Origin of the sequence: Micromonospora sp. NPDC047465 (genome assembly GCF_040643125.1) — a bacterium.
Lineage (GTDB): Bacteria > Actinomycetota > Actinomycetes > Mycobacteriales > Micromonosporaceae > Micromonospora.
In genome coordinates, this window is sequence record NZ_JBEYTP010000006.1 from 94,225 (window position 1) to 118,165 (window position 23,941).

Here is a 23,941-nt window from a genome sequence, read left to right on the forward strand (position 1 = left end):
GGCGTCCGTCACGGGCCGCCGGAGGCGTCCAGGTCGGCGAGGCGGTCGTGCAGGGGCTTGAACAGGGCCGACGGGGCGGCGATCACCAGGTCCGGACCGGCCGGCAGCCCGCCCAGTCCGGCCACCAGCAGCCCCGCCTCGGTGGCCACGAGGGCCCCGGCGGCCTGGTCCCAGGCGGCCAACCCCTTCTCGTAGTAGGCGTCCACCCGCCCCTCCGCCGCCAGGCAGAGGTCCAGCGCGGCGGCACCGAGCCGGCGGATGTCGCGGACGTGCGGGATCAGCTCGGCGACCACCCGGGCCTGGTGCGCCCGGCGCGCCGGGTCGTAGCCGAACCCCGTGGCGACCAGCGCCTGGCCGAGGTCGGTCTCGGTGGAGCAGCGCAGCCGCTCGCCGTCGCGCCAGGCGCCACCGCCGGCGGTGGCGGTCCACTCCTCGCCGGTGTTGACGTTGCGCACCACCCCGGCCACCACCTCGCCGTCGACCTCGGCGGCGAGCGAGACCGCGCAGTGCGGGATCCCGTACAGGTAGTTGACCGTGCCGTCGATCGGGTCGATGATCCAGCGCACCCCGCCGGGGCCGGTCGGGCCGGTCTCCCCCGCCCCGTACTCCTCGCCGAGCACGGCGTCACCCGGGCGCAGCCGGCGCAGCGCGTCGACCACCTGCCGCTCGACCGCCCGGTCGGCGGCGGTCACCACGTCGGTGACCGTGCTCTTGGTCGCGGCCACCGAGACGCCCTCGACCCGCATCCGGTACGCGGTCGCCGCCGCCTCGCGGGCCACCTCGATCGCGATCTCCAGCAGCTCCGCAGGCGCCGAGCGGTCCATCGTTTCGTCCCCTTCCCGCACGGCCGGGGTGTTCCGGGTCACGCGCGGTACCATCCTTACAAAGTCCACATCTGCGTCGAATCGGCGGTCCCCGCCGCCGGTCCACCGTGCGGCGACGGATGATCGCCGCAGACGGCGTTACAATTCACCCCTGCCCACGCTGCGACGGACCGCCAACGACCGGCCGGCCCGGGACACGGGGGTCCTTCAACCACATCGCCCGGCAAGGTGCACCGCTCTGCGTCGGACGACCCGGCCGTGCTCGCTCTTCGCCTCCGGAAGGTCATTCGTGACAGAACCCCGCCAGACCGGCGCCGACGTTCGCTCGCTCACCGACACCCTGATCGCCCACGCGCAGAGCGCCGGCGGCCAGCTCACGTCGGCCCAGCTCGCGCGCACCGTCGAGTCCGCCGAGGTGACTCCGGCCCAGGCCAAGAAGATCCTGCGGGCGCTCTCCGAGGCGGGAGTGACCGTGGTGGTCGACGGCTCGGCGAGCACCCGCCGCCGCGTCGCCGCCGCCCGCTCGGCCACCCCGGCGTCCCGGGCCACCACCGCCAAGACGACCAAGAAGGCCGCGGCGCCCGCCCCCAAGCAGGCGCCCGCCGCCGACGAGGCCCCCGCGCCCGCCCCGCGCAAGGTCGCCGCCCGCAAGGCCGCCGGCACCACCGCCGAGGTGGCCGCCAAGGCCGCGGCGCCCGCGAAGGCGACCCGGTCCACCCGGGCCACCAAGGCCACCGTCGCCGCGGCGGCCGGCGCCAAGCCGGCCAAGGCCGGCGGCAAGGCCAAGGGCGAGGGCGCCGATGGCGACATCGACCCGGAGGAGCTGGCCGCCGAGATCGAGGACGTGGTGGTCGAGGAGCCGGCCGAGCTGACCCAGGCCGCCGAGACCGACGCCGCCAACTCGGCCAGCGACAACGACTTCGAGTGGGACGACGAGGAGTCCGAGGCGCTCAAGCAGGCGCGCCGCGACGCCGAGCTGACCGCCTCGGCCGACTCGGTCCGGGCCTACCTGAAGCAGATCGGCAAGGTCCCGCTGCTCAACGCCGAGCAGGAGGTGGAGCTGGCCAAGCGGATCGAGGCCGGGCTCTACGCCGCCGAGCGGCTGCGCGCGGCCGAGGAGGGCGAGGAGAAGCTCACCCGCGACATGCAGCGGGACCTGCTCTGGATCTCCCGCGACGGCGAGCGCGCCAAGAACCACCTGCTGGAGGCCAACCTCCGGCTGGTCGTCTCGCTGGCCAAGCGCTACACGGGTCGCGGCATGGCCTTCCTCGACCTCATCCAGGAGGGCAACCTCGGCCTGATCCGCGCGGTCGAGAAGTTCGACTACACCAAGGGCTACAAGTTCTCCACCTACGCCACCTGGTGGATCCGGCAGGCGATCACCCGCGCTATGGCCGACCAGGCCCGCACCATCCGCATCCCGGTGCACATGGTCGAAGTGATCAACAAGCTCGGCCGCATCCAGCGCGAGCTGCTCCAGGACCTGGGCCGCGAGCCCACCCCGGAGGAGCTGGCCAAGGAGATGGACATCACACCGGAGAAGGTGCTGGAGATCCAGCAGTACGCCCGGGAGCCCATCTCGCTGGACCAGACGATCGGCGACGAGGGCGACAGCCAGCTCGGTGACTTCATCGAGGACTCCGAGGCCGTGGTCGCGGTCGACGCGGTGTCGTTCTCGCTGCTGCAGGATCAGCTCCAGCAGGTGCTGCAGACGTTGTCCGAGCGTGAGGCGGGTGTGGTACGCCTGCGCTTCGGCCTGACCGACGGCCAGCCGCGCACGCTCGACGAGATCGGCCAGGTCTACGGCGTGACCCGGGAGCGCATCCGGCAGATCGAGTCCAAGACCATGTCCAAGCTGCGTCACCCGTCGCGTTCGCAGGTACTGCGGGATTACCTGGACTGATCGCGATCGTCAACCGAACGTGTCGTTTTGATCACCTGGCGTGCAACGTCGGAAGGTGATCGTTCGGTTGCACGATTGTGATCGTTGACGTGGCACCCTTGGTGCACGGCACACTGTCCCTGCCATGTGTGACCTCGGTCCCCCGCGGGCACACAGGGAAGGCAGCGCCGGGACAGGGTGTTGCACGATAGGTGAGCAACGACCGAAGAGATTGTTCATCGGTGACGACCAGAGGAGGAAGGCGATGACCCCGACCCTCACGCCGCCGCCCGAGACGGTGGCTCCCCCAGCCGCCGATGAACGGTGCGACCGCTGCAATGCTGCCGGCAAGCTCCGGATCACTCTGGCGGGTGGGAGCGAGCTGGTGTTCTGTGGGCACCACGCGAACAAGTACGCGGAGGATCTCGTGAAGATCACCGTGCGGTACGCGACGGACCCGGAGTTCAGCTGGCGTGGCGCCGATCTGATGGCGAACTGAATCCGCAAACCCACGACATAGCCGGCCGGAGGCCCCCCACGGGGAGCCTCCGGCCGGCTTTTGCGTACCCCCACCCTGTCTGACCCACGGCCGCAACGGGCCGCGGCGGAACGGAACGCTCGGCCGGGCCACCGGGCCACCTGACGGGTGCGGCGGGGCGCGGAGCGCGCGGCCAGCCCACGAGCGCCCCGACGGGGGTCCAGGGGGCACGGGCGGGCGATCCCACAGCCGGCCCACGGACGGCCTGACGGGGCACAGCGGGCGCGGGCGGAGCCGCCCGCACACCGCCCGGCCCACGGGCGGCCTGACGGGCGCAGCGGGCGCGAACCGCGCGCCGGGTCCACGGGCCACCGCACGGGGCGTGAACGGCATCGTCTGACGTAGGGCCCGAGACCGGCCCGCACCGCGCTGTCGAGCTGCCCGTCGGGTGGGGCGCGGGTGGGGGGGTGCGGGGCCGTCCGCCGTCAGAGGGTCTGGACGGTGGCGATGCGCTCCTCGAGCTGCTCGATCGTGGCCTGGGCGCTCGGCGGGCCGCCGCAGAGGCGGCGCAGCTCGGCGTGGATCTTGCCGTGCGGCTGCCCCGTCCGGTGGTGCCGGGCGGCCACCAGAGCGTTGAGCTGCCGACGCAGGGCGACCCGGCGCTGGGCGGCACTCATCGGTGCCGGCGGCGCCGCGGACGGCTCAGCGGCCGGCTCAGCGGGCCGCGCGGCCCTCCGGCGCTGGGCGGCGAGCTGCTCCTGCTGCCGCTTGGTCAGCAGCATGGCGACCTGGTCGGCGGTCAGCAGCCCGGGCAGGCCCAGGTACTCCTCCTCCTCGGGGGTGCCGGCCTGGGCGGCGGTGCCGAACGAGGCGCCGTCGAAGATCACCTGGTCCAGCTCGGCTGTCGCGGAGAGTGCGGCGAAGCGCTTCTCCAGCTCGCCGCTGGCCTGGTCGTCGCGCTGGGCGCGTTCCAGCAGGTCGTCGTCGAAACCCTCGCGGTCCTTCGGCTTGCCGAGCACGTGGTCCCGCTCGGCCTCCATCTCGCTGGCCAGCCCGAGCAGGTGCGGCACGCTGGGCAGGAAGACCGAGGCGGTCTCTCCCTCGCGGCGGGCGCGGACGAACCGGCCGATCGCCTGCGCGAAGTAGAGCGGGGTGCTGGCGCTGGTCGCGTACACCCCGACCGCCAGGCGGGGGATGTCGACGCCCTCGGAGACCATCCGGACCGCCACCAGCCACCGCTGCTCGGACGCCGCGAACGTCGCGATCCGCGCGGAGGCCCCCACGTCGTCGGAGAGCACCACCGCCGCCCGTTCGCCGGTCAACTGCTCGATGAGCTTGGCGTACGAGCGGGCGGTCTGCTGGTCGCTGGCGATCACCAGCCCGCCGGCGTCGGGCATCCCCGCGTTGCGCAGCACGGTCAGCCGGGCGTCGGCGGCCCGCAGCACCTGCGGCATCCAGTCGCCCGCCGGATCCAGGGCGGTACGCCACGCCTGCGCGACGAGGTCCTGGGTCATCGGCTCGCCGAGCCGCGCCGCCAGCTCCTCCCCGGCGTTGGTGCGCCACCGGGTCTCCCCCGAGTACGCCAGGAAGAGCACCGGGCGGACCACGCCGTCGCGCAGCGCGTCGGCGTAGCCGTACACCGAGTCGGCGCGGGAGCGGAGCAGGCCGTCCCCGCCCCGCTCGTACGTGACGAACGGGATCGGGTTGTCGTCGGAGCGGAACGGGGTGCCGGTGAGCATCAACCGGCGCTCGGCGCCCTCGAAGGCCGCCTTCACCCCGTCGCCCCAGGAGCGGCTGTCCCCCGCGTGGTGGATCTCGTCGAGGATGACCAGCGTGCGCCGGGTCAGGGTGCGCCGCTTGTGCACCTGGGGTGCCACCCCCACCTGCGCGTACGTCACGACGGCGCCGTGGAAGTCGGCGGCGGAGTGCAGGTCGGCGTTGCGGAAGGCGGCGTCGAGCTGGATGCCGACCCGGGCCGCCGCCTGCGCCCACTGGGTCTTCAGGTGCTCGGTCGGGGCCACCACGGTGACCGCCTCGACGGTGCCGTCGGTGAGCAGCTCGGCCGCGATCCGCAGGGCGAAGGTGGTCTTGCCGGCGCCCGGGGTGGCGACCGCGGTGAAGTCGGGGTCGCGCCGGCGCAGGTACTCCACCAGTGCCTTGCGCTGCCACGCGCGCAGTGCCGGAAACGTCTCGATCGCCGGCAACCGGGCCGCCACGCGAAGCTCCTCTCCGACCGCCTGAAGGCGGACCCCGGCCGAGGGCCACGGGTGCCGCCGCCCATGAAAACGCCTCCGCGCCGATGGTGCCGCGAAGGCCGACTCAGCATAACCAGCGGGGCCCGCCCGACCCAGCCGACACCACGCGGCTCACACCCGCCGCACCCGCGACCCGACGGCATCGCCTCGGTGGACGACCCCCGCGATCTTGCACCTTCGGCCCCCGCTTCGCACCCTGAGCGCCGTTTGACCGGGCAGAAAGTGCAACGGAGGCGAGGGGGCCGGGGTCAGGGGTCAGGGGTGGGGGCCGGGGGCGTGGGTACGTGGGGGCCGGAGGGTGGCGATCGGAGCCGACCAGCGCCGGCGCAGGGCGACCAGGCGGAACAGGAAGACGAACACCGCCGCCGCGGTCAGCCAGGCGGCGTTGGCGTGCCCGAGCGCGTCCAGCAGCGCCACGGCGATCGAGCCGGCGAGCGCGGCGACCGCGTAGATCTCGCGCCGCAGCACCACCGGGATCTCGGCGGTGAGCAGGTCCCGCCCGAGGCCGCCGCCGATCGCGGTGAGCATGCCGATAACGCACGCCCCCACCGCCGGCACCTGGGCGTCGAGGGCCTTGACCGTGCCGGTGACGGTGAACAGCCCCAGCCCGGCCGCGTCCAGCACGAGCACGGTGGTGCGCAGCTTGGCGAGCTGGGGGTGCAGCCAGAAGATGGCGGCGGCGGTGACGGCGGCCGTGGCGGCGTACCGCCAGTCGGCGAAGGCCAGCGGCGGCACCTCGTCGATCGCCAGGTCCCGGAAGATCCCGCCGCCGAGCGCGGCGACGAAGCCGACGAAGACGACGCCGAAGAGGTCGAGCCGCTTGGCCACCGCCGCGGAGGCCCCGGAGGCGGCGAAGACCGCCACCCCGGTGAGGTCGGCGAGGAGCAGGGCGGTGGAGGTGGTCACCGCCGCAGGTTACGTGGGCGGCCGTCCCGGCCGCCCTGGTTCACTCGGCGTACGAGTCGTAGATCTCCTTGCACTTCGGGCAGACCGGCGAGCCGGGCTTGGCGGCCTTGGTCACCGGGAAGGTCTCCCCGCAGAGCGCGACGACGAAGGTGCCCATGACGGCACTCTCGGCGATCTTCTCTTTGCGCACGTAGTGGAACATCTCGGGACCGGTGTCGGCGTCCTTCAGCTCCGGACGCTCGAGAACCTGTGTGCTCACTTCTACACCTCCGACCGTCAAGTCTGGCAGGTCACCACGGCCCGGTCCACTTCAGGCCACCCCCGGCGGAGGCCGTACGGTGGTGACGTGACCGACTTTCACATCCACTACGGCACCGAGGTGGCCGAGGCGCTGCGCGCCGGACGCCCCGTCGTCGCCCTGGAGAGCACCATCGTCTCGCACGGCCTGCCCCGGCCGGACAACCTCCGGGTGGCCCGGGAGATCGAGCAGGCGGTCCGGGACGCGGGCGCGGTCCCGGCGACCATCGGCATGGTCGGCGGCCGGCTCGTGGCGGGCCTGGACGACGCGGAGCTGACCCGGCTCGCCACCGCCGACGGGGTCGCCAAGCTCTCCGTACGCGATCTGGCCGTGGCGGCGGCCACCGGCGCGGACGGCGCCACGACCGTGGCCGCGACCAGCGCGGTGGCGGCCGCCGCCGGCATCGGGGTGTTCGCCACCGGCGGCCTCGGCGGGGTGCACCGGGAGGCCGCGCAGACCTTCGACGAGTCCGCCGACCTGGTCACCCTGGCCCGGACCCCGATCGCGGTGGTCTGCGCCGGCGTCAAGTCGATCCTCGACGTGAGCGCCACCCTGGAGCGACTGGAGACCCTCGGCGTCGGCGTGGTGGGCTACCGGACCCGGCGGTTCCCCGGCTTCTTCATCACTGACGGCGGCTTCGACCTGGACTGGTCGCTGGACTCCGCGGAGCAGGTCGCCGACGCGCTGGCCGCCCGGGAGCAGCACGGCGTGCACCACGGCGGCCTGATCGTGGCCAACCCGCTGCCGGCCGACGAGCAGCTCGACCCGGAGCTGCACGACCGGACGCTCGCCGACGGGCTGGCGCTGCTGGAGCGCGACGGGGTGACCGGCAAGGCGGTGACGCCCTACCTGCTCGCCCACTTCCACTCGGCGACCGAGGGGGCGAGCCTGGCGGTGAACGTCCGGATCATCCTGCGCAACGCCGACCTCGCCGCCCGGATCGCGGTCGCCGCGGCCGCCCGTCGCGCCGACGCATGACCGCAGGCCGCGTCCTCGTCGTCGGTGACCTGATCACCGACGTGGTGGCGGTGCTGGACGGGCCGCCGGCCACCGGGTCCGACACGGCGGCGGCCATCCGGTTCAGCGGCGGCGGACAGGCCGCCAACACCGCGGCCTGGCTCGCCGCCCAGGGCGTGCCGGTGACGCTGGTGGGCGCGGTCGGCGACGACGGCCAGGGGCGGGAGCGGGTGGCCGAGCTGGAGCGGGCCGGGGTCGACTGCGCGGTGACGCGGCACCCGGAGCACGCCACCGGCACGGTCATCGTGCTGGCCACCGCAGGGGAACGGACGATGATCACCGAGCGGGGCGCCAACCTGCGGCTGGCCCCGGCGGACGTCGACGCGGCGCTGGCCGCCGCGCCGGACGCGCGGCACCTGCACCTGTCCGCGTACACCCTGCTGGACGCCGGGTCCCGCCCGGCCGGGCTGCGCGCGCTGGCCGCCGCCCGCGAGCGCGGGCTCACCACCAGCGTCGACGCGGCCTCCGCGGCGCCGCTGCGGCGGGTCGGCGCGGCGGCCTTCCTGTCCTGGGTACGCGGGGTCGACCTGCTCCTGGTCAACGCCGACGAGGCGACGGTGCTGGCCGGCGGACTCGACCCGGCGGCGCAGGGGCGGGCGCTGTCGGCCTCCGCCCGGCGGATCGTCGTCAAGCAGGGCGCGGCGGGAGCGGTCTGGGTGGACCGGGACGCCACGGTCGCCGTGGCGCCGGCCCGCCGCGTGGCGGTGGTGGACGTCACCGGGGCCGGGGACGCCTTCGCGGCCGGGCTGCTGGCCGCCTGGCTCGCCGGCGCGGATCCGGCGGTGGCGCTGCGCCGCGCGGGCGACCTAGGCGCCATGGCGGTCTCGCAGGTGGGCGCCCGCCCCACTCCCTGACCCGAACCCGCGCCCCGCCCCGCGGGGAACGGGTCGGTCAGGGCTCGGCGTCGATCACCTTGTGCGGCCGCTCCTCGGCGGTCAGGCTCATCGGCGGGGTCTCGTCGCGGTGCCGCGGCTGGAACCGGGACGCCAGCCGGTGCTGCTCCTTCGGCGGCCGGTCGTTCGCCAGCAGCACCGCCAGCCAGGGGATGAGCACCATGCCGAGGGCCACCAACGGCAGCCAGAGCCAGAGCAGCGGGGCCTGCACGCCGACCAGGACGGCACCGACGATCACGCACGCCACCCGGATCCCCATCATCAGCACGTAGCGCCGCTGACGGCTGGTGAGCTGGTCGTCCTGGCTGCGCGAGGCGTCGGTGATCAGGATCGGCTGGTACGCCTGACGCTTCACCACGGACCTCCTCGAGGGGGTTACGCCCCATCCTGTCACCTCGAACGCGTGATCAGCGAAAATCGGCACAGCCGGGTTCGTGTTACATCCGTGGTACGCTCGCGCCGTGGGCAGCAGGTTCAGCTTCACCGACGAGGCGTTGGCCAACCTGAGGGTCTACGACGTCACGCCCGGGGAAGTCTGGGAGGCGCTGCACAGCACCCGCCGGGTGATCCGTCACCTGGGCGACGACGTGATGGTCGTCTACGCCGCCGCCCGCCGGGGGCGCCGGCTGGCCGTGCTGCTCGCCGAGGCCGACGGCACCGACAACGACTGGGACATCCTCTCCGCCCGCGAGCTCAGCGACGCCGAGGCGAAGCGCTACGACGAGGCCGTGCGGAGATCTCGCCGATGAGGAGGCGGTGACGATGAACCGTAACGACGCGACCAAGCAGTTCCACAGCGGCGGTGACCGGCTCGCGGAGCTGATCGACGAGACTCAGCCGGTGGAGCTGCCCACCCCCGACACCGACACCCCCATGGTCAGCCGCTCGGTGCGCCTGCCCCTGGAGACGTACGAGCGGGTCCGCGCGGCCGCCGACGCCCGCGGCATCGGGGTCACCACTCTGATGCGGCAGTGGATCGAGGCCGGCCTGGCCGACCTGGACGACTCGGCGACGGTCTCCCTCGCCGACGTCCGGCGGGCGCTGGCCGCCCTGTCCCGCCCGACGGCCGCCTGACGTCGCGGCGCGCCGAGGCACACCCACGACCGCCGCCTGACGTCACGGCGCGCGGAGGCACACCCACGACCGCCGTCTGACCTCGGCCCGCACGGGGCCGCCCCGGAACTCCCGTCCAACCGGCCTCGCCGCGCGGCAGCGGCGTCAGCCCTGGGCGGCCTTCGCCTTCGCCGCCGCCTTCACCTGCTGCTTGTAGTCACGCACCCGGCGCAGCGATTCCGTGTCGACGACGTCCGCCACCGACCGGTGGGCGTCCAGGTCGCCGTACCCGCCGGCCGCCTCCCGCCAGCCCTCCGGCGTGACCCCGAACCGCTTGCCGAGCAGGGCGAGGAAGATCTGCGCCTTCTGCCTGCCGAAGCCGGGCAGCTCGGCGATGCGGCGGAACAGTTCCCGGCCGTCGGCGACGTCGGACCAGAGCCGGGCGGCGTCGCCGTCGTACCGGTCGACGAGGACCCGGCACACCTCCTGCACCCGGGCCGCCATCGCCTTCGGGAACCGGTGCAGTGCCGGCGGCTGGGCGAACAGGGCCACCAGTGCCTCGGGATCGTGGTCGGCGATCTCCCGGGCGTCCAGGTCCCGTCCGAGGCGCTGGGTCAGCACGTACGGCGAGGAGAAGGCCTTCTCCATCGTCACCTGTTGGTCGAGGACCATCCCCAGCAGCAGGGCCAGCGGGCTGCGCTCCAGCAGCCGGCTGGCCTCGGGGTCGATGGGCAGCGCGAGCGTCATGGGACCATCCTGCCCAATGGCGGAGCCCGGGCGGAGGGGCCACGCCGATCCGTCCGGGCCTTCCCCGCCGGCAGCCACCGACGCCGGGCAGGGCGTCGCCGCCCCGACCCCGGGGTGTGCCCGGCCGGCGGCCCTACGCGGGTGACCGCCGGGTGCCGGGCCGGACGAGCCCGAGGTCGTAGGCGCGGATCGTCGCCTGCACCCGGTCCCGCGCACCCAGCTTGCCCAGCAGGGCGTTGACGTGCGCCTTCACCGTGCCGGTCGCGACGCCCAACTGGGCGCCGATCTCCGCGTTGGTCAGCCCGGCCGCGAGCCGGACGAAGACCTCGCGCTCCCGTGCGGTGAGCGCGGCCAGCTCGGCGGGCTCCGCCGGCGGGGTGAGTGCCCCGGTGGCGAAGGCGTCGATCAGCCGGCGGGTGACGGTGGGTGCGAGCAGCCCGTCGCCGGCGGCCACCACCCGGATCGCGTGCAGCAGGTCGACCGGTTGGGCGTCCTTGAGCAGGAAGCCCGAGGCGCCCACCCGTAGCGCCTCGAACACGTGGGCGTCCAGGTCGAAGGTGGTCAGGACCAGCACCCGGGGGCCGGCCGGGTCGGCGGTCAGCCGGGCGGTGGCGGTGAGGCCGTCCATCCCCGGCATCCGGATGTCCATCAACACCACGTCCGGTCGGCTCCGGGCGGCCTGGTCGAGCGCGTCGGCGCCGTCGGCGGCCTCCCCGACCACCGTCAGGTCCGGTTCGGCGTCGACGATCGCCGCGAACCCGGCCCGGACCACCGGCTGGTCGTCCACCACCAGCACCCTGATCATCGCGCCCCCTCCGGAACTCGTTCTCCCCGCTGCCCGGGCCCGGCGGCGACCACGGGGACCGGCGGCAGCGGCAGCCGCGCCCGCAGCTCGCCGCGGCGCAGCGCGAGCCGGCCGCCGAGCGCGTCGACCCGGGCCCGCAGCCCGGCGACGACCAGCGGGTCCGACGCGGTGGGCAGGCCCGTGACCGACACCCGCAGCTCACCGCCGGCCAGCCGCAGCACCACCCGGGCCGGCCCGACGCCCGCGTCCAACGCGGCCTCCACCAGCCGGTACGCCGACACGTCCACGTCGGTCGGCAGGGCCGGCACGGTCGCCGGCGCGTCCAGCAGGACGTCACGGCCGTGCGCCTGCCGCGACGCGCAGAGCCCGCCCACGTCGGCGAGGGTCGGTTGCGGACCGTGCGGCACCGGCCGGTCGTCGGCGCGCAGGTCGTCCAGCAGGCCGCGCATCGCGGCCAACGTGGCCCGTGCCTCGACCAGGATCTCGGCGAGCCGGCCCTGGTCGGCGACGACCACCAGGCGGCCGGCCCGGTCCAGCACCGCCGAGCGCAGTCCGACACCGACCCGCTCCCGCTCGGCCTGGGCCGCCGCCACGGCCCGGGCGGTCGCCGCGGCCAGCGCGTCGCCCTCCCGGCTGAGCACCCGCCGCCGCCGGCCCCGGACCAGCGCGCCGCCGCCCCAGGTCAGCAGCATCGGCGCCAGCAGCAGCCCGGCGACGAAGACGGCCATGAAGACGGTCACGGGCACGTGCACGGGCTCCCCGGCGATCGAGCCGTCCGCCGCCGCCGTACCGACCAGGCCCACGGCGAGCACCGTGGCCGCCACCGGCGCGGCCAGCCACGTCGGGCCGGCCCGTCGGGCGTACGCGGCCACGGCCCAGACGGCGGCCAGGTCGGCGAAGCCGGCGGTCAGCAGCACGAACTCCGCACCCCGGGGCAGCCCGACCAGCAGCGCGGTGACCGGCCAGAGCAGCACGGTCCCGGCGACGCCCGCGAACGCGGCCCACGGCCGGCGGCACCGCCACGCCAGCGGCGCGGCGTGCGCCACGGAGAGCAGCAGGAGTTGGAGCAGGACGATCGGGTCGCGCAGCCCCGCCAGTTCGGCGTCGGTCTCCACCGAGACGAGGGCCGCGGCCACCGGAAGCACCAGCGCGTTGCCGACCAGCGCGGCGGTCACCAGGGACCGGCCGTTCTCCGACCGGACCGGCGACGGCAGGCTGCCGGGATCCGCCCCGACGGGCAGGCGTGCCTCGACCCGCCAGCCGTCGCCGTCCGGGCCGGCTCGCAGGGTGCCGCCCCGGGCGGCGACGCGCTCCCGCAGGCCGCTGATCCCCCGCCCGGCGCCCAGCGTGAAGGCGGCCGCCGGCCCCGGTACGCCGGTGTCGGCGACCGTGACCGTGACGGTCCCGGCGTCGACCGCGACCCGGACCGAGACGTCGGCTCCGGCGGCGTGCCGCACCACGTTGGTCAGGGACTCGCGGACGACGGCGTGGACGACCCCGGCCAGGGCGGCCGGCGGTTCCGGACCGGTGCGGTCGAGGCGCACCGGCTGGCCGAGCCGGTGGAAGCCGGCGACCAGGTCGTCGAGCCGCCGCCGCAGCGGCCGGTGCGCCTCGGTGTCGTCGCTCATCACCGCGACCAGGCGGCGCAGCGCGACCAGGGTCTCCCGCCCCGTACGCGCCGCGAACCCCACCGCCTCCGCGACCAGCTCCGGACGCCGGGCCGCGAGGCGCTCGGCCGCTCCCACCGTCACCACGATGGAGGTGAGGTGGTGGGCGCTGACGTCGTGCAGCTCCCGGGCGAGCCGATGGCGTTCGGTCTCCGCCGCCTGACGGGCCTCCGCCTCGACGGCGACGAGCCGGCCGGCCACCGCCGCCCGCCCGGTCATCCAGTGCCGGCGGCTGCGCCCGAGGCCCGCGGCCAGCAGGTAGCCGAGCACGGCGACGACGACCTCCCCCAGGTAGGCCGCGGCGGTGTCGAAGCGGGGGAGGTTGACCGACGCCACCCACAGGGCGCTCACGGTCAGTGCCACGCGCACCACCCGTCCGGGCGCCCGGACGGCCACGGACCAGATGGCGACCAGCTCGGCGAGGCTGAGCACCAGCAGGTCGTCGGGAGAGGCGCCCAGCCGGCCGACGGTCTGCGCGGCCAGGACCACGGCCAGCGCCGGGAGCGGCCGATGCTGCCGCCAGCCCAGCGCCAGGAGGGTGACCACCGCGGCGACCAGACCCGCCGAGGTCACCGTGACGTCCGGTGCGTCGCCCCGCAGCAGCGGCAGGCCGGGCCAGAGCAGGAGCTGGGCGCCGACCAGCGCCGACGGCAGCAACCAGGTCCGCAGGAGAGTCATGATGAGGCAACCCTACGGAGGCCCGCCGACCGGTCACGTCGCCCGCGGGCACGAGGTGGCCTATACCCCAGGGTGGGTGCCGAATTCGGTCCGCACGTCGACCCGCCGGCCCGTCGGCGGCGGCAGGCTTGCTCCCATGATCAGTAGTACTCCCCCGGGCGCCCCGTACCACCGGCTGGCCCGGACCGGCCGGCAGCGATGGTGGCGGTCGCTCGTCGGCGTCCTCGCCCTGCTCGGCGGCGCGCTGCTCGTCGGCTGCGCGCTCTTCGGCGTCGCCACCGTCGTGGCGGAGATCACCGGTACGCCGACGGACGCCGACGGGCTGCCCGTCTTCGGTCCCGTCGTGGACACCGCCCTCCTGGTGCTGTCGGTGGCGGTGGCCCTGCCGGTGACGATGGCCGTCACCCGCGGGGTGGAACGCCGGCCGGCCGGCAGCCTCTCCTCCGTGCTCGGCCGGGTCCGGTGGCGCTGGCTGGGCACCTGCCTGCTCACGGCCACCCCGGCGATCACGGTCATGCTGCTCGGCACCCACCTGCTCCTGCGGGCCACCGGGGACGAGATGGTCCTCCTCGGCCCGCTCGACGCCTGGGTCGGCTGGCCCGCTTTCGTCGCCGCCCTGCTGATGGTCGTCGCGCTGGTCCCGTTCCAGGCCGCCGCCGAGGAGTACCTGTTCCGCGGCTGGCTGCTCCAGGCCTTCGGGACGTGGCTGCGCTCACCCTGGCCGGGAATGGTGGTGCAGGCGGTGCTCTTCGCCGCGGCGCACGGCTGGGGCACCGTCTGGGGCTTCGCCGACCTGGTCGTGATGGGCCTGCTCTGCGGTTGGCTCACGGTGCGTACCGGCGGCCTGGAGGCGGCCGTCGCGTTGCACGTGGTCAACAACGTGGGCGCGTTCGGTCTGGCCGCGGCGTTCGGCGGGCTGGCCGTGGACGAGACGATGGCCGACGCGCCGTGGCAGCTGGTGCTGGTCGACGTGCTCGTGCTGCTGGCGTACACCTGGCTGGTGGCACGGGCGGCCGACCGGCGCGCGCTGGCGACGGTGGCGCCGATCTCCCGGGTGGTCGAACACCGGCACGCGGCGCCAGGCAGGATGACGGCGTGGACGGACACGACATGTTGCTCTCCCCCGCCGGCGTCGAGGCGCTGCGGACCGCGCTGACCAGGGCCGGGTTCACCTCGAACGGCATCGCCACCCGGCTCGGCCCGCAGGCCACCGGCGGGGTGGCCCGCAACGACTTCCGGGCCGCGCTGCGCGCCACCGAGGACCGCGACCCGCTCGGCACGCTGATCCGGGTGTTCGTCTGCGAGCAGACCGAGCCGGAGGCCGCCGTGGCCGCCGCGCTCGCGCCGTTGTCGCTGGACGAGGCGCTCGCCGGGGGCCTGGTCGAACGGCACGGCGACGGGCTGCGGATGGGCCTGGACCTGGAGCCGTACGGGGACGACTGGTGGGTGCTGGCCGACGTGCCCGCCAGCGCCCGCCCGGGCCGCCCGTTGCACGCCCACCACGTCCTCGGCATCGGCGGGGCGACCCAGACGCTGATCGGCGCGACCGTCCGCCGGCCGGTGGAGACCGCGCTGGACCTGGGCACCGGTTCCGGCGTGCAGGCGCTGCACCTGGCCACCCACGCCCGGCGGGTGACCGCCACCGACGTCTCCGAGCGGGCGCTGCGCTTCGCCGCCACCACCGCCGCGCTCAACGGCCAGGACTGGGAGCTGCTCCGCGGCGACATGGTCGCCCCCGTCGCCGGGCGCCGCTTCGACCTGGTGGTGAGCAACCCGCCGTTCGTGGTCGGGCCGGGCACCACCACGCACGTCTACCGCGACTCCGGCCGGGTCGGCGACGCGATCGGCGCGGAGCTGGCCGCCGCCGCGCCCGGTCTGCTCACCGAGGGCGGCACCATGCAGTACCTGGCCAACTGGGTGCACGTCGCGGGCGAGGACTGGGCCGAGCGGGTGACCGGCTGGTTCGCCGGCACCGGGCTGGACGCCTGGGTCGTCCAGCGCGAGGTGGCGGACCCGATGGCGTACGTCAACCTGTGGCTCACCGACGTCGGCGAGGCCGCCGACCCGCAGCGGATGGCGGACTGGCTGGACTGGTTCGACGCGCACAAGGTGGAGGCGGTCGGCTTCGGCATCGTCTCGCTGCGCCGCTCCGGCCACGACGACCCGGTGATCCGGGTGGAGGAACTGCGGCAGCGGGTGGAGGCGCCGCTGGGTGACCGGATCGGCGCCTGGTTCGACCGCCAGGACTGGCTGCGCGCCCACGACGCCGACGGGTTGCTCGCCGCGCGCTACCGGGCGGCTGACGGCCTCCAGCTCCGGCAGGAGGCCACGATGGGCGACGAGGGCTGGGCGGTGGACCGGCAGGTGCTGGCCATGCCGCACGGGCTGCGCTGGACGGAGGAGATCGACCCCCTGGTGCTCGCCCTGGTGGGCGGGGCCGACGGGCGGCTGCCGCTGCGCGACCAGCTCGCCCTGCTCGCGGCCGCGCACGACGTCGCCCCCGAGGAGCTGGCCGACGCCGCCGGCCCGATCGTGGCGCACCTCGTCGAGCGCGGCTTCATCGAGCCGGTGACCGGCTGATGCGGGCCGTGGTGCAGACCGTCGGCCGGGCGGGCGTGACGGTCGACGGCGAGGTGGTCGGCGCGATCGACGACGGGCTGCTGGTGCTGCTCGGGGTGACCCACACCGACACCGTCGAGACCGCCCGCACGATGGCCCGCAAGGTGCACGAGCTGCGCATCCTCGACGACGAGCGGTCCGCCGCCGACACCGGCGCGCCGATCCTGGTGGTCAGCCAGTTCACGCTCTACGGCGACGCCCGCAAGGGGCGCCGTCCGACCTGGACGGCGGCGGCCCCGGCCGAGGTGGCGGAGCCGCTGGTGGCGGCGGTCGTGGAGGCGCTGCGTGCCCGGGGCGCGAAGGTCGAGACCGGCCGCTTCCGCGCCCACATGCTGGTCGAGAGCGTCAACGTCGGTCCGTGTACGGTCCTGCTCGACCTGTAGGCCCTGGCCTGTCCGTCGACCGTGAGGTCGGCGGCGTCGTCGGTCTCCTCTGACGCCGCCGACCTCGTGATCCACCCGTCGTCGCCCCGGCGGGTGGGCGGGTCAGGAGAAGAGCCCGCGGCGCTGGAGCGACTGGCGGATCCAGGCGTCCAGCTGGGCCGTCCAGTCGGTGCGCTCGGCGGTGGCGTGGTCGATGGTGAAGCGGCCGAAGGCGTCCCGGCCCTCGGTGAACAGGCCGCCGCGCTTGTCGAGCTCCAGCACCACCTGGATCTGCTGCGGGTCGGTGACGAAGGTGACCTCGAGCTGGTTGATCGCGCCGGCGTACTGCGGGGCGGGGCCGAACTCGATCTCCTGGTAGAAGGGCAGGCTCTGCCGCACGCCGTAGATATGGCCGCGCTCCACGTCGGCCCGGGCGAACCGGAAGCCCAGCCGCAGGAACGCCTCCAGGATCCGCTGCTGGGACGGCAGCGGGTGCACCGCCACCGCGTCCAGGTCGCCCTTGTCGACGGCGCGGGCCACCTCCAGCTCCGTACGCAGCCCCATCGTCATCCCGTGCAGGTGCTGCCCGTACAGCTCGGTGAGCGGCGTCTCCCACGGCACGGCGAAGCGGAACGGGATGTCGTGGCGCTGGCCGGGCTCCAGCCGGAACGCGCCGGTCGCCGCCTGCCGGTGGAACTCCTGCGTGGTCTCGTAGTCGTTGTCGCCGCTCTCCACCTCGACCCGGGTGACCAGGCCCAGGGACACGTAGGAGATGTCGACGGGGTGCTCGCCGCCGGCCACGTGGACGACGCCCTCCAACTGGCCGCCGGGGCGGCAGTTCGGGTTCGCCAGGACCGTTTCCACCGACGGGCCACCCACGCCCATCGCCTGCATGAGCCGCTTGAAGACCACGACACCCTCCAAAACCCGTTCCGGTGCGCCGACGTCGCCGGCGGCGCCGGCCCCACTGGCCGACCGCTGGCACGGTAACCGCACGCCACAAGGAACCGTCGGCGACGACACGCGCACGGTGCGCAGGACCGGGACCGGATTCGTGTCGGGTCCCCGATCGCCTCACTCCCGTTTCACGCCCCGCCCGCCAAGCTGTGTGTCACACCGGCACCACTGGGCCGGAACGAGCGGCACAGACGTGGACACGGGGAGAAGACGAGATGGCCCTGCAGATGATGGAGCACCGGATGCGCCCGGCCGGCACCACCGAGGCCGACCACGCCACCGACACCCTGACCGACCTCGACGCCATGGACGAGCGCGGCGTCTCCACGGACCTGGTCCGGGCATACCTGAACGGGATCGGGCGGACGAAGCTGCTGACCGCCGCGCAGGAGGTCGACCTGGCCAAGCGGATCGAGGCCGGGCTGTTCGCCGAGGAGAAGCTGGCGACCTGCACCCCGGTCTCCGTCGAGCTGCGGGCCGACCTGGAGCTGATCGTCGCGCAGGGCCGGGCGGCGAAGAACCACCTGCTGGAGGCGAATCTCCGCCTTGTGGTCAGCATCGCCAAGCGCTACACCGGTCGCGGCATGCCGTTCCTCGACCTCATCCAGGAGGGCAACCTCGGCCTGATCCGCGCGGTCGAGAAGTTCGACTACGCCAAGGGCTACAAGTTCTCCACCTACGCCACCTGGTGGATCCGGCAGGCGATCACCCGCGCGATGGCCGACCAGGCCCGCACCATCCGCATCCCGGTGCACATGGTCGAGCAGGTCAACCGCATGGTCCGGGCCCGCCGCGAGCTGTCCGTCTTGCTGGGCCGCGAGCCCACGGTCGCCGAGGTCGCCCGGGCCATGGACATCCCGGAGTTCCAGGTGATCGAGCTGATCTCGTACGACCGGGAGCCGGTGAGCCTGGACCAGGCGGTCGGCGAGGACGGCGAGAGCGCGCTCGGTGACTTCGTGGCCGCGGTGGACCCGAGCGCCGAGCCGGGCGACGCCGCCGCGCAGGGCGAGCTGCGCAACGAGGTGAGCATCGTGCTGGCCACCCTCTCCCAGCGGGAGCAGGCGGTGATCCGGCTGCGGTTCGGTCTCGACGACGGCCGGCAGCGCACGCTCGACGAGGTCGGCCGGGAGTTCGGCCTGTCCCGGGAGCGGATCCGGCAAATCGAGAAGGTGACCCTGCTGAAGCTGCGCGACCCGGAGCGGGCGCAGCGCCTGGAGGCGTACGCCTGCTGACGTTCCCTGAGCCACGCGAGGCCCCGGCGGTTCGCCGGGGCCTCGCGTACGTCCGGGCCGGGGTCCTTGACGTGGCCCGTCGGACGGGCTACCAACGGGTGTGAACTGGACTTTGGAAGTGGTGGTCGTACCGGTCTCCGACGTGGACCGGGCCAAGGCGTTCTACGCCGACCAGCTCGGCTTCGCCGTGGACCACGACACGGTGGTCGGTGCCGGCGCGCGGGTCGTGCAGCTCACCCCGCCCGGCTCCGGCTGCTCGATCGTGATCGGCGAGGGCGTGCTGCCGGACATGCCGCCGGGCTCCCTGAAGGGCCTCCAACTGGTCGTGCCCGACCTGCGCAGGGCCCGGGCCCAGCTGGTCGAACGCGGCGTGGCGGTCAGCGAGATCCAGGTGGTGGGCGAGAACCCCCGCCCCGTGCCGGACCCGCTGGACAACGTCGGCTTCGTCTTCTTCACCGACCCGGACGGCAACGCCTGGGCGGTGCAGCAGATCTCCTCCCGGGCCTGACGCCCTTTACAGGCGGCGGGGGCCGGTGTCGGGGCGGGCGACGGCGGAGCCGATGCGTACGGTGGCGTGCAGCACCGAGATGCCGTCGGGGCGGGCGAGCACCGGGTTGAGGGTGAGCGCGCGCACCCGGGGCTGCTCGTCGGCGAGCCGGCCGACGCGCAGCAGCAGGTCGGCCAGGGCCGCCCGGTCCACCGGCGCCGCGCCCCGGTGCCCGCGCAGCAGCGGCGCCGCCCGTGGCTCGTCGACCAGCTCGGCCGCGTCCAGGTCGGTCAGCGGCACCGCGCGCCAGGCCCGGTCGCCGAGCAGCTCGGTGGCGACGCCGCCCAGCCCGAAGCCGACCACCGGGCCGAACGCCGGGTCCTCGACCAGCTCGACCACGCAGGCCACGCCGGGCGGCACCATCGGCTGCACCAGGACGTCCGCGCCGAAGACCGCCGACATCTCCGCGTACGCGCGGTGGACCGTGGCGGCGTCGGGCAGGTCGAGCCGGACCGCGCCGAGGTCGAGCCGGTGCCGCAGGCCCGGGGCGGCGGCCTTGAGGGCCACCGGGAACCCGAGCCGGGTCGCCGCGTCGACGGCCTCCCCGGCGGACCGCACCGGCGCCGACTCGACCACGTCGATCCCGTACGCGGCGAGCAGCCCCACCGGGTCGAGGGCCTCGGGTCGCAGGGCCGCGTGCGCCGCCACCCGGTCGACCCGGGGCAGCTCCGGCAGCAGGCCGGCCGGGCGGCGCAGCCAGTCGGCGTACGTGGCGACCCGGGCGAGGGCGCGAACGGCCTCCTCCACGCTCGGGTACGCGGGCACCCCGGCCGGCGCCCGGCCGACCAGGAACGTCGCCACGGTCGGCTTGCCGGCGGCGAGCGCGGCCGGCAGGGCGGCGGTGAAGTCCGCCTCGGTGTCGGTGAGCTGGCCGGGCAGCGGCGGGGCGAAGACCACCACCAGCGCGTCCACGTCCTCGTCGGCGGCGGTGTCGGCGAGCGCGGCGGCGAACTCGGCCGCGCCGGCCCGGGGCCCGACGTCGTGGGGGTAGCCGCGGGCGACGGTGAGCCCCTGCGCGGCGCAGGCGGTGGCCGCGAGCCCGGTCAGCGCCGAGGAGTTGCCGACCACGCCGACCCGCGGCCCGGCGGGCAGCGGCTGGTTGGCCAGCAGCACCCCGACGTCGAGCAGCTCGGCGACGGTGTCCACCCGGATCACCCCGGAGTGGGCGAACAGCGCGCCGACGGCGACCTCGTCCGGCCCGGCGGAGTCGCCCACACCCGGCGGGCGGGCCGGGGAGGCGAGCGCCACGACCGGCTTGTCCCGGCCGATCCGGCGGGCCAGCCGGGCGAACTTGCGCGGGTTGCCGAAGGTCTCCAGGTACAACATGATCACGTCGGTGCCGGGGTCGTCCTGCCAGTACTGGAGCAGGTCGTTGCCGGAGACGTCGGCCCGGTTGCCGGCCGAGACGAAGCTGGACAGGCCCAGCCCGCGCCGGTCCGCCTCGGCCAGCAGCGCCACCCCGAAGGCGCCGGACTGGCTGAAGATGCCCACCCGGCCGGGCACCGGCAGCCGCGGGGCGAGGGTGGCGTTGAGGCGTATGGTCGGGTCGGTGTTGGCCACCCCCAGGCAGTTCGGGCCGACGACGCGCATGCCCGCCGCGTGCGCCGCGCGGACCAGCGCGCGCTGCGCGGCCGCGCCGTCCGGGCCGGCCTCGGCGAAGCCCGCGGAGATCACCACCAGGGCGTGCGCGCCCGCGGCGGCGGCGTCGTCGACCGCCTCCCGCGCCGTCTCCGGCGGCACCGCCACCACGGCCAGGTCGACCGGCACGCCCGCGTCGGCCGCCGACGGGTACGCGGGCAGCCCGGCGACCGTCGCCGCGCTCGGGTGCACCGGCACCACCGAGCCGGTGTAGCCGCCGTCCCGCAGGTGCCCGAGCACCGCCGCGCCGACGCCCTGCCCGGTGGCGCTGGCGCCGTAGACGGCGACGCCGCGCGGGGCGAGCAGCCGGGCGACGGAGCGGGCCTCGGTGCGGTGCTCGCGGCCGCGCTGCACCTCGAGCGTGGCGTCGGTGGGCGCGATCGGGAAGGTCAGGTGCACCACGCCGTCGGCGAACTGGCGCTGAAGCTGGTAGCCGAAGTCGGAGAAGACCCGCAGCATCGCGCCGTTGGCCGGAAGCACCTCGGCCACGAAATTCGCGATGCCGGTCCGGCGGGCCGCGTCGGCCAGGTGCTCCAGCAGCACCGAGCCGATGCCCCGGCCCTGGTAGGCGTCCTCGACCACGAACGCCACCTCGGCCTCGGGCGCGTCGGGGCCGAGCCGCTCGTAGCGACCGACGGCGACGATCCGGTCGCCGGCCAACACCACGAACGCCTCCCGGTCGCGGTGGTCGACGTTGACGAAGCGGCGCAGGTCCCGCTCTGGGATGCGCGGGTACGGCGAGAAGTACCGCAGGTAGCGGGTGCGCTCGGAGAAGCGCGAGTGCATCGCCACGATCCCCGGCCCGTCCGACGGGCGGATCGGTCGCAACTGGACGGTGGTGCCGTCGCTGAGCAGCACGTCCACCGGTTGTTCCACCGCGGTCACCTGTTCGGCCCTCCCCGGCCGGCTCAGTCGCGCGGGTCGTGCGGGTCGAGCCCGAACAGCGGGAAGGCCGTCTTGCGGGCCGCCGCGATCGCCCGATCCACCGCGTTCGGCTCGCCGGTCGGCTGCCACGGCTCGTACGACGGGTCGACGTCGTCGGTCATCCGCAGCGGGATCTCCCGGCCCGGCCGGCGCGCGGCGGCCAGCTCCCGCCAGGCCGGCGGGGTCAGCGTGGCCGGCGCGATCGGCTCGCCCGTGGCCACGGCGAGCAGGTGCGTCCAGGCCCGCGGCACCACCTCGACCAGCGCGTACCCGCCGCCGCCGGTGGCCACCCAGCGGCCCTCGCACAGCTCGTCGGCGAGCGCCCGCAGGGCCAGGTAGGTGGCGCGCTGACCGTCGACGGAGAGGTGCAGGTCGGCGAGCGGGTCGAGCCGGTGCCCGTCGGCCCCGCACTGGGTCACCAGCACCTGCGGCCGGAACGCGCGCAGCACCGACGGCACGACCGCGTGGAAGGCGCGCTGCCAGCCGGCGTCGTCCACGCCGGGCGGCAGCGGGACGTTGACGGCGCTGCCCACCGCGCCCGGCCCGCCGGTCTCGTCGGGGAAGCCGGTGCCCGGGAAGAGCGCCAGCGGCGTCTCGTGCAGGCTCACCGTCAGCACCCGGGGATCGTTCCAGAAGATCTGCTGCACCCCGTCGCCGTGGTGCACGTCCACGTCCACGTACGCGACCCGCTCGGCGCCGAGGTCGAGCAGGCGGGCGATGGCCACCGCCGGGTCGTTGTAGACGCAGAAGCCGGCGGCCCGGGCGGGCATCGCGTGGTGCAGCCCGCCCGCCACGTTGACCGCCCGCCGGGCCTCGCCCCGCCAGACCGCCTCGGCCGCGGCCACACTCGCCCCGGCGACCAGCGCGCTCGACTCGTGCATCCCCGCGAAGACCGGGTTGTCCGAGGTGCCCAGCCCGAAGCCGGCGAAGAGCGGGTCACGCGGGGCGACCCGCACCGCGTCGAGGTAGCGCGGGTCGTGCACCCGGGTCAGCAGCGCGTCGTCGGCCGGCTCGGGCTTGACCAGCCGCACCCCGGGACGCTCCAGCACGCCGAGCTCGCGGGCCAGCGCGACGGTCAGCTCCACCCGCACCGGGTCGAGGGGGTGATCCCCCATGTCGTAGGCGAGCAGGGACTCGTCCCACACCACCACCGTGTCCTCGGACATGGCCTCATCGTCGCACGCGCGCCCGCACGCCCCGAGCGCAGGCGCTGGGGGCGTTCCCCGGTCTCGGCCTGCCCACGTGCCCTCGTGTCGCCCGGCGCACGGGCCGCTCGGCCGGCCGGCGTCGCCGGGGCGGGCGTGCCCCTCAGCCCTCCCCGGTGGCGACCGGTCGGGACGGGTCGGCGACCCAGTTGCTCCACGACCCGACGTAGAGCGCCGCGTCGGGCCGACCCGCCAGGTGCAGGGCGAGCACGGCCTGCGCGGCGGTCACCCCCGACCCGCAGTACGCCCCGACGGCGGCGCCCCCGACCACCCCGGCGGCGGCGAACCGCGCGCGCAGCGCGTCGGCGGCCGGGAACCGGCCCTCGGCGACGTACTCACCGGCGGGCAGGTTCACCGCGCCCGGGACGTGCCCGGCGACCGGGTCGATCGGCTCGGTCTCGCCCCGGTAGCGGGGCGCGGCGCGCAGGTCCAGCAGGACGCCCTCGTCGGCGGCGGCCAGCCGGGCGGCGTCGCCCGCGTCGAGCACCGGCAGCGCGCCGGGGCGCACGTCGACGTCGCCCGGCGCCGGGGTCGGCTCCGCCGTGCTGGTGGGCAGTCCGGCGGCCCGCCACGCCGGGAAGCCGCCGTGCAGCAGGCGTACCGGCCGGTGGCCCGCCCAGCGCAGCGTCCACCAGGCGCGGGCGGCGGCCATGCCGTCGCCGCCGTCGTACACCACCACGGGGTGACCGGCGCGGACGCCGGCGGCCCGCAGCGCGGCCTGGAGCGCGGCCGGGTCGGGCAGCGGGTGTCGGCCGGCCGGGCCGGGCGGGCCGCAGAGCGCGGTGTCGAGGTCGACGAAGACCGCGCCGGGCAGGTGACCGGCGGCATAGTCGTCCCGGCCGGGCGGGCCCGTCAGGCGCCAGCGGACGTCGAGCAGGGTGGGCGGGTCGGCGTGGTCGAGCTCGGTCGCGAGCCGGTCGGCCTCGACCAGCAGCTCCTCGGTTCCGGACATGA

At 75.2% G+C, this 23,941-nt stretch carries 23 protein-coding genes; 11 read left to right on the plus strand and 12 right to left on the minus strand.

All coding sequences use genetic code 11. From position 1 onward, the window contains the following. Positions 1–8: 8 nt before the first annotated feature. A complete protein-coding gene (locus ABZ793_RS08610) occupies positions 9–824 on the minus strand; it encodes an inositol monophosphatase family protein (protein WP_357454274.1) in 816 nt (271 codons plus the stop codon). 289 nt (positions 825–1,113) lie between these two features. Between ABZ793_RS08610 and ABZ793_RS08615 the strand changes: the two genes are divergently transcribed. Together ABZ793_RS08615 and ABZ793_RS08620 are read left to right on the plus strand one after the other, a co-directional pair. Further along, the gene (locus tag ABZ793_RS08615; protein WP_357453972.1) at positions 1,114–2,727 is read left to right on the plus strand and encodes an RNA polymerase sigma factor; all 1,614 of its coding nucleotides are present in this window, start codon (positions 1,114–1,116) and stop codon (positions 2,725–2,727) included. A gap of 244 nt (positions 2,728–2,971) precedes the next feature. Next, a complete protein-coding gene (locus tag ABZ793_RS08620) occupies positions 2,972–3,205 on the plus strand; it encodes a hypothetical protein (RefSeq protein WP_036374862.1) in 234 nt (77 codons plus the stop codon). Positions 3,206–3,669: 464 nt separating this feature from the next. On the opposite strand, the gene ABZ793_RS08625 is transcribed toward ABZ793_RS08620, so the two are convergent. From ABZ793_RS08625 to ABZ793_RS08635, 3 genes are all read right to left on the minus strand, one after another. Then, positions 3,670–5,400 (minus strand): DEAD/DEAH box helicase, encoded by a 1,731-nt coding sequence (locus tag ABZ793_RS08625; RefSeq protein WP_357453975.1) that lies wholly within the window; start codon positions 5,398–5,400, stop codon positions 3,670–3,672. 294 nt (positions 5,401–5,694) lie between these two features. Further along, positions 5,695–6,345 (minus strand): trimeric intracellular cation channel family protein, encoded by a 651-nt coding sequence (locus tag ABZ793_RS08630; protein ID WP_357453978.1) that lies wholly within the window; start codon positions 6,343–6,345, stop codon positions 5,695–5,697. Positions 6,346–6,385: 40 nt separating this feature from the next. Further along, the gene (locus tag ABZ793_RS08635; protein ID WP_091096469.1) at positions 6,386–6,604 is read right to left on the minus strand and encodes a DUF3039 domain-containing protein; all 219 of its coding nucleotides are present in this window, start codon (positions 6,602–6,604) and stop codon (positions 6,386–6,388) included. 87 nt (positions 6,605–6,691) lie between these two features. Between ABZ793_RS08635 and ABZ793_RS08640 the strand changes: the two genes are divergently transcribed. Beyond that, positions 6,692–7,621 carry a pseudouridine-5'-phosphate glycosidase gene (locus tag ABZ793_RS08640; RefSeq protein WP_357453982.1) on the plus strand — a complete coding sequence of 310 codons (930 nt, stop codon included), beginning with the start codon at positions 6,692–6,694 and terminating at the stop codon, positions 7,619–7,621. Then, complete coding sequence (locus ABZ793_RS08645; RefSeq protein WP_357453985.1) at positions 7,618–8,514, plus strand: PfkB family carbohydrate kinase; 897 nt, start codon at positions 7,618–7,620, stop codon at positions 8,512–8,514. The genes ABZ793_RS08640 and ABZ793_RS08645 overlap by 4 nt, the downstream gene beginning before the upstream one ends. A gap of 37 nt (positions 8,515–8,551) precedes the next feature. Here ABZ793_RS08645 and ABZ793_RS08650 read toward each other — a convergent pair whose 3' ends face one another. Further along, positions 8,552–8,908 carry a DUF3099 domain-containing protein gene (locus tag ABZ793_RS08650; protein WP_350711071.1) on the minus strand — a complete coding sequence of 119 codons (357 nt, stop codon included), beginning with the start codon at positions 8,906–8,908 and terminating at the stop codon, positions 8,552–8,554. Positions 8,909–9,014: 106 nt separating this feature from the next. Here ABZ793_RS08650 and ABZ793_RS08655 point away from each other — a divergent pair, with 106 nt between their 5' ends. Next, positions 9,015–9,302, plus strand: a complete 288-nt coding sequence (locus tag ABZ793_RS08655; protein WP_245724613.1) for a hypothetical protein — start codon at positions 9,015–9,017, stop codon at positions 9,300–9,302. Positions 9,303–9,315: 13 nt separating this feature from the next. After that, positions 9,316–9,627 carry a hypothetical protein gene (locus tag ABZ793_RS08660; RefSeq protein ID WP_357453988.1) on the plus strand — a complete coding sequence of 104 codons (312 nt, stop codon included), beginning with the start codon at positions 9,316–9,318 and terminating at the stop codon, positions 9,625–9,627. 144 nt (positions 9,628–9,771) lie between these two features. Here ABZ793_RS08660 and ABZ793_RS08665 read toward each other — a convergent pair whose 3' ends face one another. The 3 genes from ABZ793_RS08665 to ABZ793_RS08675 all read right to left on the minus strand — a co-directional run bounded on the left by ABZ793_RS08665 (position 9,772) and on the right by ABZ793_RS08675 (position 13,503). Continuing rightward, the gene (locus ABZ793_RS08665; protein ID WP_357453991.1) at positions 9,772–10,353 is read right to left on the minus strand and encodes an HhH-GPD-type base excision DNA repair protein; all 582 of its coding nucleotides are present in this window, start codon (positions 10,351–10,353) and stop codon (positions 9,772–9,774) included. 133 nt (positions 10,354–10,486) lie between these two features. Continuing rightward, entirely contained in the window at positions 10,487–11,158 is a 672-nt protein-coding gene (locus ABZ793_RS08670; protein ID WP_350710969.1) for a response regulator transcription factor, read from the minus strand. Further along, positions 11,155–13,503, minus strand: a complete 2,349-nt coding sequence (locus ABZ793_RS08675) for a histidine kinase (protein WP_357453994.1) — start codon at positions 13,501–13,503, stop codon at positions 11,155–11,157. Before ABZ793_RS08675 ends, ABZ793_RS08670 begins: the two co-directional genes overlap by 4 nt. A 136-nt stretch (positions 13,504–13,639) precedes the next feature. On the opposite strand from ABZ793_RS08675, the gene ABZ793_RS08680 reads away from it, so the two are divergent. Genes ABZ793_RS08680 through dtd form a run of 3 tightly spaced genes read left to right on the plus strand, consistent with a single transcriptional unit; the run spans position 13,640 to position 16,505 of the window. Then, positions 13,640–14,659, plus strand: a complete 1,020-nt coding sequence (locus ABZ793_RS08680) for a CPBP family intramembrane glutamic endopeptidase (RefSeq protein WP_357453997.1) — start codon at positions 13,640–13,642, stop codon at positions 14,657–14,659. Further along, complete coding sequence (locus tag ABZ793_RS08685; protein ID WP_357454000.1) at positions 14,599–16,083, plus strand: methyltransferase; 1,485 nt, start codon at positions 14,599–14,601, stop codon at positions 16,081–16,083. Before ABZ793_RS08680 ends, ABZ793_RS08685 begins: the two co-directional genes overlap by 61 nt. After that, positions 16,083–16,505 (plus strand): D-aminoacyl-tRNA deacylase, encoded by a 423-nt coding sequence (dtd, locus tag ABZ793_RS08690; RefSeq protein ID WP_357454003.1) that lies wholly within the window; start codon positions 16,083–16,085, stop codon positions 16,503–16,505. The genes ABZ793_RS08685 and dtd overlap by 1 nt, the downstream gene beginning before the upstream one ends. A gap of 102 nt (positions 16,506–16,607) precedes the next feature. Here dtd and ABZ793_RS08695 read toward each other — a convergent pair whose 3' ends face one another. Further along, complete coding sequence (locus ABZ793_RS08695; protein WP_357454006.1) at positions 16,608–17,396, minus strand: sporulation protein; 789 nt, start codon at positions 17,394–17,396, stop codon at positions 16,608–16,610. A gap of 287 nt (positions 17,397–17,683) precedes the next feature. Between ABZ793_RS08695 and sigB the strand changes: the two genes are divergently transcribed. Together sigB and ABZ793_RS08705 are read left to right on the plus strand one after the other, a co-directional pair. After that, complete coding sequence (sigB, locus tag ABZ793_RS08700; RefSeq protein ID WP_357454277.1) at positions 17,684–18,673, plus strand: RNA polymerase sigma factor SigB; 990 nt, start codon at positions 17,684–17,686, stop codon at positions 18,671–18,673. A 100-nt stretch (positions 18,674–18,773) separates the two neighbouring features. After that, a complete protein-coding gene (locus tag ABZ793_RS08705) occupies positions 18,774–19,181 on the plus strand; it encodes a VOC family protein (RefSeq protein ID WP_357454009.1) in 408 nt (135 codons plus the stop codon). 6 nt (positions 19,182–19,187) lie between these two features. Here ABZ793_RS08705 and ABZ793_RS08710 read toward each other — a convergent pair whose 3' ends face one another. From ABZ793_RS08710 to ABZ793_RS08720, 3 genes are all read right to left on the minus strand, one after another. Further along, positions 19,188–21,743, minus strand: a complete 2,556-nt coding sequence (locus tag ABZ793_RS08710; protein ID WP_357454012.1) for a GNAT family N-acetyltransferase — start codon at positions 21,741–21,743, stop codon at positions 19,188–19,190. A 23-nt stretch (positions 21,744–21,766) separates the two neighbouring features. Further along, the gene (locus ABZ793_RS08715) at positions 21,767–22,948 is read right to left on the minus strand and encodes an acetoin utilization protein AcuC (RefSeq protein ID WP_357454015.1); all 1,182 of its coding nucleotides are present in this window, start codon (positions 22,946–22,948) and stop codon (positions 21,767–21,769) included. 142 nt (positions 22,949–23,090) lie between these two features. Then, entirely contained in the window at positions 23,091–23,939 is an 849-nt protein-coding gene (locus ABZ793_RS08720; protein WP_357454018.1) for a sulfurtransferase, read from the minus strand. Between the last annotated feature and the right edge of the window lie 2 nt (positions 23,940–23,941).